Below are 14,617 nucleotides of genomic sequence, written 5' to 3' on the forward strand. Positions count from 1 at the left end.
CGGACACCCATGGGACGCTTGCTGAAAAAAAGTCTGCTGGTTCTGGCGCTGTTCGCCGTGGTGTGGCTGGCCGTCATCATCTGGTGGCAAGAGTCGCGCACCTTGCCCACCGGCGTGGACATCGGGCTGTATCTGTTCGCGCTGCCGCTGGCCGTGCTGGGCGCGCTGTGGCTGGGTGCGCGGGCGGTGCGTGCCGCGCGTGCGCCCAAACCAGAGCCGTTGGCATCCGCGCCCGCCGCAGACGAAGCGCCGGCGGCCTTGGCCCAACTGCGCATCGTCGCCGTGGCGGCGCGCGCAGCCGCCGGCCCGGACGCGGCGGGAATCGCGGAGGCGCTGGTTGAACAGCAACGCCCCGAGCTGGACCCTGAACTCAAGACCTTGCAGGGCTTTCCCATATTTGCGGCGCGCGTGCCGCAGTTGGATGACGTTGAACTCTACGCCGCCGCACGCGAACGGGGCGCGCCCGCCGAGGCGCTGGCCACGGCCGGCCTGCGCGCAACGGCCCTGCTGGCCGACATTGCCGCCACGCTTACTAATGACGCACACCGCCGCGTGACCGAACTGGATGTGCCGGCCCGCGACGAAGACTGGCCCTTGCTGCGCTTTGACATCGTGCTGCCCGCAAGCTGGCCGCAGGCAGCACGCGAGCGCGCGCGTGCGCAAGTGCTGGCGGCGGCCGGGGTATGGCCCGATACGCGCGTCAGCGCCACCGAGCACAGCGCGCGCGACGCCATGGCCGTCGACATGCTGCTGCGCGAACTGGCCTCGGCATCAGGCAACGCCAACGACGTACCGACGTGGCGCATCGTGCTGGCGGCCGACGGTTATGTCGACCAGGACCTGGTGGCGCAATGGGACGCCGACGCCCTGCTGCTGACGCACGCGAATCCGCAAGGCCGCGTGCCGGGCGAAGCCGCCGCGGGCGTGCTGCTGGGCCAGGCTCATTCCACGTCGGCCACATCAACCGCCTCGGCCACCGACGCCGGCGACGTGCATGTGGCCCTCTCGCCCGTGACGCATCGCCAGAAGCCCGCCGATGCCCGGGGCGCGCAAGCCGAACCCGCGCTTGCCGACCTGACGCGCGACCTGATGCAGCGCGCCGCGATCGCGCCCGACAGCGTCATCCACGTCATCAGCGACGCCGACCATCGCGGCAGCCGCCCGCTTGAAGCGCTGAACGTGGCCTCGCAATTGTTTGAACATCTGGACACCGCCAAGGACTGCCACGCCGTGGGCGTTGCCTGCGGCCATACCGGCGTGGCCGCATCGCTATTGACCCTGGCCGTGGCCAGCGAAGCCTGCATGCAGGCTGAACCACAGCCCCAACCCGCCGTCGTGACCCTTACCCTGCAAGACCCCGCATTGCGCTGCGCGTCCCTGGTCTACCGACCCGCCGCCAGCACTACCGCCTGACTCGGAAAATAACAGCGAAAACCATGCGTAGCCCCTCAGGATTCCTATCCCGCCTTTCCAGTTCCATGAGCGACATCCGCTATTGGAGCTCACGCGTGTTCGCCAACCCGCGCACCTTCATGGTGATCGGCTTGATCGCGCTTATCGTGTTTCTGTTCCTGTTCGCGCAGACCATGCAGATTGCGCTGGTCTGGGCCGGCCTGCTGCTGGGCGTGCTGCTCGTCCTGTGGCTATGCGTGCATCTGTGGCGGAGGCGGCGCACGCGGCGCGCCAACCAGCAGTTGGGCGACATGCTGGAGCAGCAGGTGCAGACGGGTGCCGCCGCCAGCCCGGCCGCCAACCGCAATGAAATCGATGCCCTGCGCCAGCGCCTGACGCAGGCGGTGCGCACGATCAAGACGTCGAAGATTGGCCAGGCCTCGGGCAACGAAGCGCTGTATGAATTGCCCTGGTACATCGTCATCGGCAACCCGGCGGCGGGCAAGAGCAGCGCGGTGATCAATTCGGGTTTGCAGTTTCCCTTTGCCGACAAGAACGGCGCCGCCGTGCGCGGCGTGGGCGGCACGCGCAACTGCGACTGGTTCTTCACCACCGAAGGCATTCTGCTGGACACGGCGGGCCGCTATTCGGTGCATGAAGAAGACCGCAACGAATGGATGAGCTTTCTGGACCTGCTCAAGCGGCATCGACCCAAGGCGCCGATCAACGGCATCATCGTTGCCGCCAGCATCAGCGAACTGACGGATTCGGGCCCGGAATTCGCCATCAACCTGGCCAAGAACCTGCGCCAGCGCGTGCAGGAACTGACCGACCGGCTGGAAGTGTTTGCGCCGGTGTACGTGATTTTCACGAAGGCGGACCTGATTGCCGGCTTCTCGGAATTCTTTGCCGATGCCGACCCGCGCGAGCGCGATCGCGTCTGGGGCGCCACGCTGCCCTACGGCGCCGACGAAAGCCGCGACGTGCTGACGCAGTTCGACGAGCGCTTCGACGAGCTGTATGAAGGCCTGAAGGAAATGGGCACGGCGCAGATTTCGCTGCGGCGCACCGGCCCCCTGCCCCCGGGGCTATTGACGTTCCCGCCCGAGTTCGCGGGGATCAAACCCGCGCTGCGCACCTTTCTGTCGACCCTGTTCGAGACCAACCCCTTCCAGTACAAGCCGGTGTTCCGAGGCTTTTACTTCACCAGCGCCTTGCAGGAAGGCGCCTCGCGCAGCACGTCCACCGAGAAGCTTGCCGAACGCTTCAGCCTGCGCCCGGCCACCCGCGAAGCCACGCAGGCTACGCCGTCGCACAAGGGCCTGTTCCTGCGCGACCTGTTTTCCAGCGTCATCTTCGCGGACAAGAAACTGGTGCGTCAGCATGCCAGCCCCAACAAGGTGCGCATGCGTTACCTGAGCTTCTTCGGTCTGGTGCTGGCGCTGGGGCTGGTGCTGGGCGGCTGGAGCTGGTCGTACCTGGGCAACCGGCAACTGGCCACCAACGTGCAGGCGGATCTGGACAAGGTGGTGCGCCTGCAAAGCGAACGCACCGACCTGCAAAGCCGCCTGGAAGCCATGGAGATTTTGCAGGACCGTATCGAGCAGCTTGATCGCTATTCCTCCAGCCGTCCCTTGTCGCTGGGCCTGGGCCTGTATCAGGGAGATGTGCTTAAGGAACGCCTGCTGGCCGAGTACTACAACGGCCTGCGCCAGTTCATGCTGGTGCCGGTGAAGGCCAGCCTGGAAGACTATCTGGGCCGCGTCGACGTGTCGCAGGTTGCCGCCGCTGGCGCGACAGCCACCGCCACGCCGGCCGTGGCGCAGGCGCAAGCCCAAGCCCAAGCCCAAGCGCAACCCGCTCGCGCCAACGCCGGCGACACCTTGTTCCAGGACGCCTCCCCCACCAACGTCGATGACGCCTACAACGCGCTCAAGACGTACCTGATGATGGCGAACCGCGAACACGTGGATCCCACCCACCTGTCGGACCAGATCACCCGTTTCTGGCGCGGCTGGCTGGAAACCAATCGCGGCGCCATGCCGCGGGACCAGTTGATCCGCAGCGCCGAACGGCTGATTTCTTTCTACGTGGCGCGCGCCGCTGATGCGGACTGGCCGCAGATCGACACCAACCTGGCGCTGGTCGAGCGCACCCGTGGCAATCTGCGCAGCGTGATGCAGGGCATGCCGGCGCGTGAGCGGGCGTACTCCACCTTGAAGGCGCGGGCCGCCACGCGCTTCCCGGCCATGACGGTGGCGCGCATCATGGGCGAGGCCGACGCCGCCGTGGTGGCCGGCAGCTACGCCGTGCCGGGCACGTTCACCCGCGAAGCGTGGGAGCAATACATCGAGCCGGCCATTGGCGAAGCCGCGCGCCGCGAAGTGCAGACCAGTGACTGGGTGCTGGGCGTGAACGCCCGCGACGACCTCACCCTGGAAGGCAGCCCGGAGCAGATCCAGAAGAGCCTGGCCACGATGTACAAGACCGAGTACGCGCAGGAATGGCAGAAGATGCTGCGCGGCGTCTCGATCAAGCCCTTCAACAGTTTTGAGCAGGCGGTGCATGGCATGAACCGGCTGGGCGACCCGCAGAATTCGCCGCTGGTGAAACTGATCAACACCACCTACGAACAGACGTCCTGGGACAACCCTTCGCTGATCAACACCGGCATCGCGCAAGCGCAGACGGGCGTGGTCGCGTGGTTCAAGCGCGTGATCCTGCGTCAAGGCCAACCCAAGCCGGCGGCAACGATGGCGAACGGCGAGCAGATCCCGATGGGCCCCGTGGGACGCGAGTTCTCGGACGTGGCGCGGCTGGTGGTCACGCGCGACAACCAGTCGCTGCTGGGCAATTACATGACCGCGCTGTCGAAGATCCGCACGCGCTTCAACCTGATCAACAACCAGGGCGACCCCGGCCCCGGCGCGCTGCTGCTGATGCGCCAAACGCTGGAAGGCAAGGACTCCGAGCTGGCCGACGCGCTGAAGCTGGTTGACGAGCAGTTGCTGGCGGGCCTGACCCCGGCGCAGCGCGAGACCCTGCGGCCGCTGCTGGTGCGCCCGCTGATCCAGGGCTATGCCGTGGCGATGCAACCGGCACAGACCGAGCTGAACAAGGTCTGGAACGCGCAAGTGTTCCAACCCTTCTCGCAAAGCCTGGCCGACAAATACCCGTTTTCGACCAAGGCCGGCATCGAGGCCAGCGGTGAAGAGATTGGCCAGGTCTTCGGCCCGCAAGGCAGCATTGCCAAGTACGTGAACGACACGCTGGGCCCGCTGACCGTGCGCCGGGGCGACATCCTGACCGCGCGCACCTGGGGCGACATGGGCATCGACCTGCAACCCTCGTTCACCGCCAACTTCGCACAGTGGGTTGCCCCGCTGGCCGGTGGCGCGGCGGGTTCCGGCGCCGCCAGCCAGCCGCAGACGCTGTTCCAGATTCAGCCCAAGCCGGCCAGCGGCGTGACGGAATACACGATTGAAATCGACGGGCAGCAACTGCGCTACCGCAACACGCCACCGCAATGGGTGAACTTCGTGTGGCCCAACGCACAAGGCGCGCCGGGCGCGCGCATCACGGCCACCGCCTTTGACGGCACCGTGGTCGAGATCGTCAACGAACCCGGCCGCTTCGGCCTGGAACGGCTGATCTCCGGATCGCAGCGCAAGCCCAATGCCGACGGCAGTTTCGAGATGAGCTGGACCAAGTCCAACATCACGGTGCCGGTCAAGCTGCGCATCATCAGCAACGCCCAAGCGGCCAGCGCCGGCGGCACCGAGCCGGGCAGCCAAGGCCTGCGCAACCTGCGCCTTCCCGCCACGGTGGTGGGCGCTTCCCCTCAAACCCCCGTCGCCCCGACGCCTGCCGGAGCGCAGCAATGAGCCATCCGCAGTCACCCATGTTTCGTACGGCATACTTCGGCAAAATCCCGTCGCGTGGCGACTTCGTCAAGAACACCTCGCACCCCCAGCTGATGGCGACGCTGGATGCGTGGGTTGCCAACACCATGGAGATCCTGGCGCAGGATCCCCACTGGAAGACGCTGTACGACGAGGCCCAGCCCGTGCCCTTCGCGGTGCTGGGCTCGCGCGGCAAGCTGGCCATAGCCGGCCACTTGCAGCCCAGCCGCGACCAGTCCGGGCGGCGCTTTCCGTTCATCACCGCGACGTCGGTGGAAGTGGCGCGCCCGCTGGATTTCATTGCGCGCAGCCCGCTGGCGTTCAGCCGCATGTGGAACCGCATGGGTAGCGCCGCCGCGCAACTGATGCTGCCCGGCGACCCGGCCGCCGCGCTACAGACGCTGAACGATCTGGAAGGTGAAATCCGCACCGCCGCCGACGACGGCTTTGACGCCTTTGTCGACCTGCAAACCATTGAACGGGTCGAGGCCATGCTGCGCAGCAACGGCCACGCCGCCAGCGTGCACGACATCGTGTTGGCGCTGGGCATACTGCTGGCGCCCGTGATGTCCAGCGGATCGTCGCAGTTGGACACGGGCCTGGCCCTGCCGCTGCCGGACGACCCGCTCTACATCAACTTGGTCGCCACGTACTGGATGACGCTGATTGCGCCGTTCCTGACCCGCGCCGACTTCGAGATTGCGATGTTCGTCGGGCAGGTGGCGGGCAAGCATCGGCTGGTAGTGGGCTTTCGCGGCGCCTCGCCGCAGACGCTGGCCAGCCTGCTGTCCACGCCGCAGACCTTGGCGCAGCACTACATCGTGCTGGAAAACGCCCCCTGGGTGCGCGACCACGTCAGCGCCAGCCATGGCTTGGCCAAGCTGTCGAGCTATCTGGATCAACCGCGGCTTTCCTTGCGCCAGGCGCTGGAAACGTTCCGCGAAGTCTTTATCGGAGCCTAGCGCATGCGCACGCTTATTCTTGCCCTGGCCGCCGCCCTGTCCTGCGCGGCCCATGCCCAGGATGCCGCCACGGTGGTTCCGGCCAACGTCATTCCCCAGCCCGGCCAAGTGGTGGCCAGCGGCGCGGTGCCCGACGAGGCCACCAAGGCCGACGTGCTGGCGCGTCTGCAGAAGGTCTACGGCGTGGGCAACGTGATCGACCGCATCGACGTGGGCGGCGTGGTGGCGCCGCCAAACTGGTCGCAACATGTGAGCAAGCTGCTGGACAGCCCGCTCAAGCAGATCAACCGTGGCCAGCTTGAAATCGACGGCACGCAGATCCGCCTGCGCGGCGAGGTCGATAACGAAGCGTCGCGGCAGCAGATTGCCAGCACGTTCGCCACGTCCCTGAACCCCACCTACAAGATCGTCAACGGCCTGCGCGTATCGGCCAGCAAGGACGAACAGGATGTGCTGGACAACCTGCTGAGCGACCGCGTCGTGGAGTTCGAGACCGGCAGCACGCGCCTGACCTCGCGTGGCCGCGAACTGCTGGACCGCGTGGCCGACGCGGTGCCCAAGCTGCGCGCCGACAAGATCCAGATCATCGGGCATACCGATAGCTCGGGCAGCCGCAGCACCAACCTGGCGCTGAGCCAGGCGCGCGCGGATGCGGTGCGTGATTATCTGGTGGACAAGGGCCTGCCTGTGTCGCGCTTCGAGGCTATGGGCGCGGGCCCCGACCAGCCGGTGGCGACGAATGCGACGGCGGAGGGGCGCGCGAAGAACCGGCGCATCGAGTTCCGCGCCGCGCGTTGAGGCGGAGCGGGGTTTGACGTTTCGGCCTTGAGGCTTCGGCTTCGGCTTGGGCTTGGGCTTGGGCCTGGGCCTGGGGGCCTCAGGCCCCGGACTTCAGGAGTTCTCGCCCGCCTTCTTGATGCCCAGCAACTCTTCCAGGCCCGACAGGGTCTCGTCGTTCTTGACCACGGTGCGCAGCCACAGGTGCAAGGACATCTCGCCCCAGCTTGCGGCCTTGTCGGCCAGATAGGCGACGGGGCTGTGCGGCTCGGTGCGGCGAAAGAAATCGGCCACCTCGCGCAACTGCGCCAGGGCTTGCTCGCGCGTCTGGATCGGGCCACGCGCGGCATGCGGCACGGCGTCTACGGCAGGTGCGCCAGCGGGCAGGGCTTCGGCGCCGGGGAATGCGTTGACAGCAGTCAAGGTGGGCTCCACGCGGGTGGGAACGGCGGGCGCCCCCGAAGTCGACGTTGGTGTTGGCGCTGGCGTGATGTCGGCGCGCACCAGCAGGCCCGCGTCGCGTGCGAACCGGTGCGCCAGTTCGGTAACGTTGCGCAGCGCTTCACGCACCCGCGAAAACGCCGGGCTTTCATCACCCAGCCGCTCGTCCAGCGTGCGCTCAAGCTGCGCCAGCGCCTGGGCGCAACCCTCCAACTGGGTGTCCAGTTCGGAATAGAACGACGGCGGGGTGTCGCGCCGCGCGGCGTCAAAGCGATCAAGCGTGAGCTTGCCCCGCGTCAACTCGTTGGCATTGTCGGGCGTGCGCTTCACGGCGTTGGCCAGTTGACTGGCAGCTTCCCAGAGCACCGCGCCGTAACGCGCGCCGTCGGCCTGCGTCAGCGGAATCTCGCCGATCAGTTGCTGGGATCGTGACAACAGCCACGCCAGGTTGCCCACGCGCTGCTGCACGTCGCCATCCTCGGGCACCGGATGCAGGCCTTCCCAATAGTCGCGGCACAGGCCGTCGATCAGCAGGTAACCGTCGCGTAGCCCCGCAAAGCCGCGCGTCTTGGCCCAGGCTTCGGCCAACCACGAGGCAATGCGGATGTCCTTGCTGCGGTTGCGCAAGGCTTCGGAACAGATGCGCGCGACTTCCGGCCAATCGGCTTCTTTCAGGTCGATGACCCAATCGCCTTGGTCCAGCTGGGGGTCGTCGTGCCGGCGCGCTTCGCGGATGGCGTCGAACTCGGGGGAAAACACCAGGTCCACGCCGCAGGGCGCATCGCCGGGTATCGGTAGCAACAAAGCGTTGATGTCGGTCATATCGCAACGGAGAGGTGACGAAAGCTGGCGGCGGCACGGCCAGACAGGCGGTGCGGACAGGCGGCCAGCGGCGGCAATGGCGGAAATCATCCCACATTCGCTTACGCATAACGTTCAAAGATGACACGTCCTATTACAAGGCGCATCACGATGCATCGGTATTATTTGCGCTCCTATCCCAAGGAGCGTCCATGACGACGAAATCGATTCGTATGCTGCCCGACGGGCACTTCATCGCCGGCACACCGCGCCGTGCGCCCGACGGCACCTATGTGGGCGGCGAAGGCCCCATCACCCGAGCGCCCGACGGCACCTACGTGGCCGGCACCCCGCAGCGCGCACCGGACGGCACCTACAAAGGCGGCGGCGGCCCCGTGCGCATGGCGCCCGACGGCACCTTCGTGGTCGGCCCGGCCCGGCGAGCGCCGGACGGCACGTATCTGTAGGCCCCCGCTGTAGCTCATGCTGTCGCTCAAGCTGTAGCCCAAGCCATAACCCCAAGCACTCGCCCAGCCATGCCCCAACGCTCTGTGATCCGCAAAGGCGACAAGACGTCGCACGGTGGCGTCGTCGTGACCGGCGATGAAACCGTCATCATCTTCGGCCAACCCATGGCGCGGGTTGGCGACCGCGTCACCTGCCCCAAATGCGGCGACACGCACACCATCGTGGAAGGCGTGCATAACGTCAGTTCGGACCGCATGACGGCGCTGGAAGGCATGCGCACGTCCTGCGGGGCAACACTGATTGCCAGCCAGAATTTCTATCAGCTTGAGTTTGGCTAGGGGCCGGAACCCTTCCTCCTGCTATTGGCCGCACGCCAATAATCGGAGTACCGTGCATAAGTATGGGAGGCAGCAATTCCCCCATGCACCACGGAGGGACCCAGCTCATGGTCATTGGTCGACCTCAGCGGCCGGCGGTCCGAACGCCCTCGATGCTTCGCATTTTTTGCGGCATCGCCTTGTTGTGGATGTTGGCCATCGCCAGCGCCTGGGGCGAAACCCCACCAGATAGCGCCCAGCGGCGATCCGCCATCGTGCTATCCCTGGACGGCATCGTCGGCCCCGCCACGGCGGATTATCTGATTCGCGGCTTGGCCGCGGCACACGGACAGAATGCCGCGGTGGTCATCTTGCGCATCGACACGCCCGGCGGGCTTGATACGTCGATGCGCGAGATCATCCGCGCGATACTCGCATCGCCCGTCCCCGTGATTGCCTATGTGAGTCCCAACGGCGCACGCGCGGCCAGCGCCGGCACCTACATCCTTTACGCCAGCCATGTCGCGGCAATGGCCCCCGCCACCAACCTGGGCGCTGCGACGCCCGTTGCCTTGGGCGGTGGGTTTCCCAAACCGGACGAGAAAGAGCCCGGTTCTGGCGACAAGGCCGGCGAGACGTCGTCCGATAAGTCGCCCGAGACGTCGCCCGCAAAGTCTGCCGATAAGGCCACAGATAAGGCCACGGACAGCAATGGCGACAAGTCCTCGGCAAAGCGAGCCGCAGACAAGCCGCCGGCTGCGGCCCCTAAGGACGCCAGCGAATCCAAAGCCATCAACGACGCAGTCGCCTACATCCGTTCACTGGCTGCCTTGCGCGGGCGCAATGCCGACTGGGCGGAAGACGCCGTGCGCTCGGCGGCCAGCCTGTCAGCCCGCGAAGCCCACGCGCAGCAGGTGATTGACCTGATCGCCGACGACATCCCGGACCTGCTGGAACAAGCCGACGGGCGCACCGTCAGGGTCGGCAATTCCCAGACCGAGCTGCAAACCAAGGGGCTGAGCGTGCAGCACAGAGAACCGGACTGGCGCACGCGCGCGCTGAGCGTCATCACGAATCCCAACCTGGCGCTCATGCTGTTGATGGTTGGCGTGTACGGCTTGATATTCGAATTCATGAACCCGGGCGCCCTCTATCCCGGCGTGGTCGGCGCGATATGTCTGCTGGTCGGCCTCTACGCCTTGTCCGCGCTACCGCTGACCTATGCCGGACTCGCGCTCGTCTTGCTGGGCGCCGCGCTCATGGTGGCGGAAATATTCACGCCGTCGATCGGCATCCTGGGAATCGGCGGCGCCATCGCTTTCGTGCTGGGCTCGCTCTTGCTGGTCGACACGGAGTCACCCGCCTATGAGGTATCGCTTCCGCTGGTGGCGGGCGTGGCCGTGGCCAGCCTGGGGATGACGTTCCTGATTGCCCGGCTGGCGCTGCGATCGCGCCGCGCGCCGATCGTCAGCGGGGCCGAAGCGCTGATCGGGCAGCGCATCAAAGTACTTAGCTGGAACGGAGAGCAAGGCCATGTCGCCGCGGCCGGAGAACGCTGGCGCGCGGTGGGGCCGGCGGGCCTGGCGGCTGGCGACACGGTCGTGATCACGGCCGTGCACGGCGTGACCTTGCATGTGCGCGCGGACACCCACCTGTTACCGCCCGAGCCTGCCCGGAGAGGATGAAGCTTCGACGCAACGCCAACCTTTTTTCAGGAGCCTGCCATGTTCACGCAACTCGCCTTCTACGGCCCTATCGTTGTCCTGATAGTCGGCATCTTCGCCCTGTCGGTCCGGATCCTGCGCGAATACGAACGCGGTGTCATCTTCACGCTGGGCCGCTTCACCGGCGTCAAAGGCCCCGGCCTGATCCTGATGGTTCCGGTGATCCAGCAAATGGTGCGCGTGGACCAGCGCATGAGCGTCTTCGATGTGCCCAGCCAGGACGTCATCTCGCGCGACAACGTCTCGGTCAAAGTGAACGCCGTCATCTACTTTCGCGTGATTGATCCGGAACGCTCGGTGATCCAGGTAGAGAACTTCCGGCAAGCCACCAGCGAACTGGCCCAGACGACCCTGCGCTCGGTCCTGGGCAAGCACGACCTGGACGAAATGCTGTCCGAGCGTGACAAGCTGAACAACGACGTGCAGGAGATTCTGGATGCGCAGACCGACGCATGGGGCATCAAGATGGCGAACGTGGAAATCAAGCACATCGATCTGAACGAAAGCATGATCCGCGTCATCGCCCGCCAAGCCGAGGCCGAACGCGAACGGCGCGCCAAGATCATCCACGCCGAAGGCGAAGAACAAGCGGCCCAAATGCTGCTGAACGCCGCCCGCACGCTGGCGCAGCAACCCGAAGCCATGCAGTTACGCTACTTGAGCACCCTGGCCATGATCGGCGCCCAGAACAACTCCACCATCGTGTTCCCCTTCCCTACTGAGCTGGGTCAGGTGTTGAAGGGAATGGTGGGGAAGAATCAGGGGGATGTGACGGCGGCGGGGTAGATCTGGGGGGAGTGCGCGTCGCGGAAGTGAAGACACTGACGCGACGCCGGGAGCTTTACGCGGCCAGGTCGGAGAAGTTGGTGATCTTTACGGCTCCGTCCGGGAACCGAGCGATCACCTCAAGTTCGCCTCCCATTGCCTCAATGTGGCTGCGTAGCGTTGAGATATACATGTCGGTGCGCTTCTCCATTTTTGCGATGGACGGCTGTTGGACATGCAACACATCAGCCAGAACCTTCTGCGACAAGCCCCGCGCCTGCCGCAATTCATGAAGCGGCATTTCCCGAAGCATTTGTTCAGTAGCCGCCTTGGCACGAAGCTGCGATTCCGGCGACATGGCGGCACGGAGCGTTCCAAATTTCTTAGCCATTTATCTGCCCTTCCTTTCGCAATAGATTCAAATGATCGTCATATAGCTTGTCTGCCAATGGCACAAATTCCTCGTACCAACGATCGTTCCCGGTTTTATCCCCGCCAATCAGCAGGATCGCTGCTCGCCTGGGGTCAAAGGCATACAACGTACGTAGCGGACGACCTCCCGCTTGCGTTCTAAGCTCGCGCATGTGCTCGTGCCGGGATCCATTGATGCCGCTCGAATGCGGGAATCCTAGCGTAGTGCCCCGCTGTTCCAAAAGGCCGACTGTAGCGGCGACAGATTCCTGCTCGCCTTCGGACAGACTATTCCACCAGACCTCAAATTCGTCGGTGAATTCAACCTCCCAGGCCATCCCACTTCCCCTTGTGCGCAAGTGGCCGAATTATAGCCCCGAAGGAATATTCCATCAAAGGAATATCAGCTTGGGCGCCTGCGGTTCTGCCCAAACCGCCCGTGATAAAGTGCGACCCCAACTTTTCGCCAGCCGGACCATTCGCGTCCTTTAAACCAGAACTTATGCAAGCCCAAAAATTCGGATACCTGGAATTTCGATACGGGAACGACCCCAAGCGGCGCACCGTCAATGTGGGCGACAACATCCAGTCGATCGCGGTACGCAGGCTGCTGGCGCACCTGAATGTTGACCCGGCCGACATGGTGGGGGTGGATCGTGATTCGCTGCGGAACTACGCCGGGCCGCCCGTGAAGCTGATCATGAATGGCTGCTTTCATGACGACTGCTTCCCGCTTCCGCCCCAGATCGAACCGGTGTTTTTCGGATTCAACGCGGAAACCGAATCTGTCATCACGGCGAACAAGAAGCTGTTCCAGGAACACCAGCCGATTGGGTGCAGGGACAATGCCACGAAGCAGATGTTCGATAAGCACGGAATCTCGGCCTTCGTCACGGGCTGTGCGACGCTGACGCTAAAGCGCCGCGACCCGCAGGTTACCGGCAGCAAGCCGGTCATCGCCTTCGGCTCCGGCGCGGGCGTGCTGCACCAGAACCTGTACGAATACATTCCCCGATCCCTGCTGCAACGCGCGTCCCTGGTTTTTCAACGGGAGCCGGTGCCCAAGATTCCGCTCTCGGACCAGGCCGTGACCCAGATGGACGAGCTGGCGGCCAGCTACCTGGATCTGTACCGCAATGAAGCCAGCATCGTGGTGACGCCCTTGCTGCATGTGGCAAGCCCTTGCCTGGCGATGGGCATCCCCGTGGTGTTGGCACGGCGTGACCACGATGACCGCTTCACCGCGATCGACCGCCTGCTTCCGCTGTACACACCGGCTGCGTTTTCGACGATTGAATGGAACGTGCGGGCGCTTGAGATTGAAGGCTTGAAGCAGGCGATGTTCGACGTGGCTGGGGCCTTGGTTCAAGGAAGCAAACCCGGGGCGCAAGCGTTGGCGGTGCTTGCCAAGACGTATGACGCGCCGCCGATTCTGCAAGGGGCTAAACGACGGAAACATCGGTCGTTGCTGAAGAGGCTGTTTTCCAGAGGGTGATGGGCGCTGTTCTTCGTTGGCAGGCGATGCCGACGAAGAACGCATCCAGAAGAACGCCTCTAGCCCGTGGAAGACACCCGCCGGGGATACAGGCGGAGGGACACACGCGGAAAACAAAAAGGCCGTTAGCGATTGCGCGCTAACGGCCTTTGAAATTCTGGTGGGCTGTGAGTGGCTCGAACACTCGACCTACGGATTAAGAGTCCGCTGCTCTACCAACTGAGCTAACAGCCCTGCGCAATTCACGCCACTTTGATTCGTTTTCAACTGCGCCGTTTAGTCGATATTTGCTATCGGTATTCGGTGCCGCTGGCTGCGTTTCGTTGTGTGTGCAGTGCGAAGAAGCAAGATTATATGTAGGTTTTTTCGTTTGTGCAAGTCACACGCAAAAAACTTTCATCTCCGCGACATCAAGCCGCGTATCCGCCATCCACCGACAGGCTTGCGCCCGTCACATAGCGCCCTTCGGGGCCGGCCAGAAACGCGACCATGCCGGCGATGTCGCGGGGGTCGCCGTAGTGCGGCAGGGACAGCACGGCCACCAGTTCGCTCGCGTGGTCACCATTTGCCGGATTCATGTCGGTGTTGATTGGCCCGGGGTGCACCACGTTGACGGTGATGCCGCGCGGGCCCAGGTCGCGCGCCAGGCCTTGGCTCAGGCCGATCAACGCGGACTTGCTGGCGGCGTATAGCGCCACGCCCGGGCGGCCGGCGCGCATGGCCAGGCAGCTGCCGATGTTGATGATGCGGCCGCCGTCGGGCATGGATGCCTGCGCGGTGCGGATGGCGACGAAGGGTGCGCGCACGTTGATGTTCATCGTGCGCTCGTAGTCATCCAGGCTGGTGTCACCGATTTCGCCGGTGACGAATATGCCTGCGTTGTTGACCAGCACGTCCACCGGCCCCAGCGCGCTGATGGCCTGCTCCACCGCTTGCCGTGTCGCCAGTGCGTCTTCGGCGTCGGCCTGGATGGCGACGGCGCGGCGGCCGTCCACCGACAGTTCCTGGGCCAGTGCTTGCGCCGTGTCGGCGGAGGACGCGCTGACGTAGGTAAAGGCCACGTTGGCGCCGTCGGCGGCCAGGCGTCGCACGATGGCCGCGCCAATGCCGCGGCTGCCGCCGGTAACGAATGCCACTTTCCCGTTCAAGTTGCCCATGCTTC

At 64.9% G+C, this 14,617-nt stretch carries 13 protein-coding genes and 1 tRNA gene; 9 read left to right on the top strand and 5 right to left on the bottom strand.

Annotated features, from left to right (window positions below; genetic code table 11):
* Window positions 1-9: 9 nt before the first annotated feature.
* The 4 genes from M2361_RS24955 to M2361_RS24970 all read left to right on the top strand — a co-directional run bounded on the left by M2361_RS24955 (window position 10) and on the right by M2361_RS24970 (window position 7,054).
* The gene (locus M2361_RS24955; protein WP_259252475.1) at window positions 10-1,413 is read left to right on the top strand and encodes a hypothetical protein; all 1,404 of its coding nucleotides are present in this window, start codon (window positions 10-12) and stop codon (window positions 1,411-1,413) included.
* Between the two features lie 65 nt (window positions 1,414-1,478).
* Window positions 1,479-5,276, top strand: coding sequence for a type VI secretion system membrane subunit TssM (gene tssM, locus M2361_RS24960; protein WP_259252476.1), 3,798 nt, complete (start codon window positions 1,479-1,481; stop codon window positions 5,274-5,276).
* On the top strand, window positions 5,273-6,256 hold the full coding sequence (gene tagF / locus M2361_RS24965) for a type VI secretion system-associated protein TagF (RefSeq protein ID WP_259252477.1): 984 nt from the start codon (window positions 5,273-5,275) through the stop codon (window positions 6,254-6,256). Before tssM ends, tagF begins: the two co-directional genes overlap by 4 nt.
* A gap of 3 nt (window positions 6,257-6,259) precedes the next feature.
* Window positions 6,260-7,054 carry an OmpA family protein gene (locus M2361_RS24970; RefSeq protein ID WP_100853066.1) on the top strand — a complete coding sequence of 265 codons (795 nt, stop codon included), beginning with the start codon at window positions 6,260-6,262 and terminating at the stop codon, window positions 7,052-7,054.
* Between the two features lie 93 nt (window positions 7,055-7,147).
* Here M2361_RS24970 and tssA read toward each other — a convergent pair whose 3' ends face one another.
* Complete coding sequence (gene tssA / locus M2361_RS24975) at window positions 7,148-8,296, bottom strand: type VI secretion system protein TssA (RefSeq protein WP_259252478.1); 1,149 nt, start codon at window positions 8,294-8,296, stop codon at window positions 7,148-7,150.
* A 191-nt stretch (window positions 8,297-8,487) separates the two neighbouring features.
* Here tssA and M2361_RS24980 point away from each other — a divergent pair, with 191 nt between their 5' ends.
* From M2361_RS24980 to M2361_RS24995, 4 genes are all read left to right on the top strand, one after another.
* Entirely contained in the window at window positions 8,488-8,742 is a 255-nt protein-coding gene (locus tag M2361_RS24980) for a hypothetical protein (RefSeq protein ID WP_259252479.1), read from the top strand.
* A gap of 69 nt (window positions 8,743-8,811) precedes the next feature.
* The gene (locus M2361_RS24985) at window positions 8,812-9,081 is read left to right on the top strand and encodes a PAAR domain-containing protein (RefSeq protein WP_259252480.1); all 270 of its coding nucleotides are present in this window, start codon (window positions 8,812-8,814) and stop codon (window positions 9,079-9,081) included.
* 152 nt (window positions 9,082-9,233) lie between these two features.
* Entirely contained in the window at window positions 9,234-10,745 is a 1,512-nt protein-coding gene (locus M2361_RS24990; protein ID WP_259252481.1) for a nodulation protein NfeD, read from the top strand.
* 39 nt (window positions 10,746-10,784) lie between these two features.
* Window positions 10,785-11,570 carry a slipin family protein gene (locus M2361_RS24995; RefSeq protein ID WP_259252482.1) on the top strand — a complete coding sequence of 262 codons (786 nt, stop codon included), beginning with the start codon at window positions 10,785-10,787 and terminating at the stop codon, window positions 11,568-11,570.
* Between the two features lie 55 nt (window positions 11,571-11,625).
* Here the strand turns inward: M2361_RS24995 and M2361_RS25000 are convergent, their stop codons facing one another.
* Both M2361_RS25000 and M2361_RS25005 read right to left on the bottom strand, forming a co-directional pair.
* Window positions 11,626-11,940 (bottom strand): helix-turn-helix domain-containing protein, encoded by a 315-nt coding sequence (locus M2361_RS25000; RefSeq protein WP_259252483.1) that lies wholly within the window; start codon window positions 11,938-11,940, stop codon window positions 11,626-11,628.
* The gene (locus tag M2361_RS25005) at window positions 11,933-12,298 is read right to left on the bottom strand and encodes a type II toxin-antitoxin system RelE/ParE family toxin (RefSeq protein WP_259252484.1); all 366 of its coding nucleotides are present in this window, start codon (window positions 12,296-12,298) and stop codon (window positions 11,933-11,935) included. Before M2361_RS25005 ends, M2361_RS25000 begins: the two co-directional genes overlap by 8 nt.
* Window positions 12,299-12,462: 164 nt before the next feature.
* Here M2361_RS25005 and M2361_RS25010 point away from each other — a divergent pair, with 164 nt between their 5' ends.
* Window positions 12,463-13,455 (top strand): polysaccharide pyruvyl transferase family protein, encoded by a 993-nt coding sequence (locus M2361_RS25010; RefSeq protein WP_259252485.1) that lies wholly within the window; start codon window positions 12,463-12,465, stop codon window positions 13,453-13,455.
* Between the two features lie 158 nt (window positions 13,456-13,613).
* On the opposite strand, the gene M2361_RS25015 is transcribed toward M2361_RS25010, so the two are convergent.
* Together M2361_RS25015 and M2361_RS25020 are read right to left on the bottom strand one after the other, a co-directional pair.
* Window positions 13,614-13,689, bottom strand: a tRNA-Lys gene (locus tag M2361_RS25015).
* A 176-nt stretch (window positions 13,690-13,865) separates the two neighbouring features.
* Complete coding sequence (locus tag M2361_RS25020) at window positions 13,866-14,612, bottom strand: 3-oxoacyl-ACP reductase family protein (RefSeq protein WP_259252486.1); 747 nt, start codon at window positions 14,610-14,612, stop codon at window positions 13,866-13,868.
* Between the last annotated feature and the right edge of the window lie 5 nt (window positions 14,613-14,617).

It is taken from the genome of Achromobacter sp. JUb104 (assembly GCF_024806975.1).
GTDB lineage: Bacteria > Pseudomonadota > Gammaproteobacteria > Burkholderiales > Burkholderiaceae_B > Achromobacter > Achromobacter spanius.

What these genes read in the sequence shown, in the direction of transcription:
- M2361_RS24955 (WP_259252475.1), top strand. Translation starts at nt 10, where the DNA reads ATGGGACGCTTGCTGAAAAAAAGTCTGCTGGTTCTGGCGCTGTTCGCC.
- tssM (WP_259252476.1), top strand. Translation starts at nt 1,479, where the DNA reads ATGAGCGACATCCGCTATTGGAGCTCACGCGTGTTCGCCAACCCGCGC.
- tagF (WP_259252477.1), top strand. Translation starts at nt 5,273, where the DNA reads ATGAGCCATCCGCAGTCACCCATGTTTCGTACGGCATACTTCGGCAAA.
- M2361_RS24970 (WP_100853066.1), top strand. Translation starts at nt 6,260, where the DNA reads ATGCGCACGCTTATTCTTGCCCTGGCCGCCGCCCTGTCCTGCGCGGCC.
- tssA (WP_259252478.1), bottom strand. Translation starts at nt 8,296, where the DNA reads ATGACCGACATCAACGCTTTGTTGCTACCGATACCCGGCGATGCGCCC.
- M2361_RS24980 (WP_259252479.1), top strand. Translation starts at nt 8,488, where the DNA reads ATGACGACGAAATCGATTCGTATGCTGCCCGACGGGCACTTCATCGCC.
- M2361_RS24985 (WP_259252480.1), top strand. Translation starts at nt 8,812, where the DNA reads ATGCCCCAACGCTCTGTGATCCGCAAAGGCGACAAGACGTCGCACGGT.
- M2361_RS24990 (WP_259252481.1), top strand. Translation starts at nt 9,234, where the DNA reads ATGCTTCGCATTTTTTGCGGCATCGCCTTGTTGTGGATGTTGGCCATC.
- M2361_RS24995 (WP_259252482.1), top strand. Translation starts at nt 10,785, where the DNA reads ATGTTCACGCAACTCGCCTTCTACGGCCCTATCGTTGTCCTGATAGTC.
- M2361_RS25000 (WP_259252483.1), bottom strand. Translation starts at nt 11,940, where the DNA reads ATGGCTAAGAAATTTGGAACGCTCCGTGCCGCCATGTCGCCGGAATCG.
- M2361_RS25005 (WP_259252484.1), bottom strand. Translation starts at nt 12,298, where the DNA reads ATGGCCTGGGAGGTTGAATTCACCGACGAATTTGAGGTCTGGTGGAAT.
- M2361_RS25010 (WP_259252485.1), top strand. Translation starts at nt 12,463, where the DNA reads ATGCAAGCCCAAAAATTCGGATACCTGGAATTTCGATACGGGAACGAC.
- M2361_RS25020 (WP_259252486.1), bottom strand. Translation starts at nt 14,612, where the DNA reads ATGGGCAACTTGAACGGGAAAGTGGCATTCGTTACCGGCGGCAGCCGC.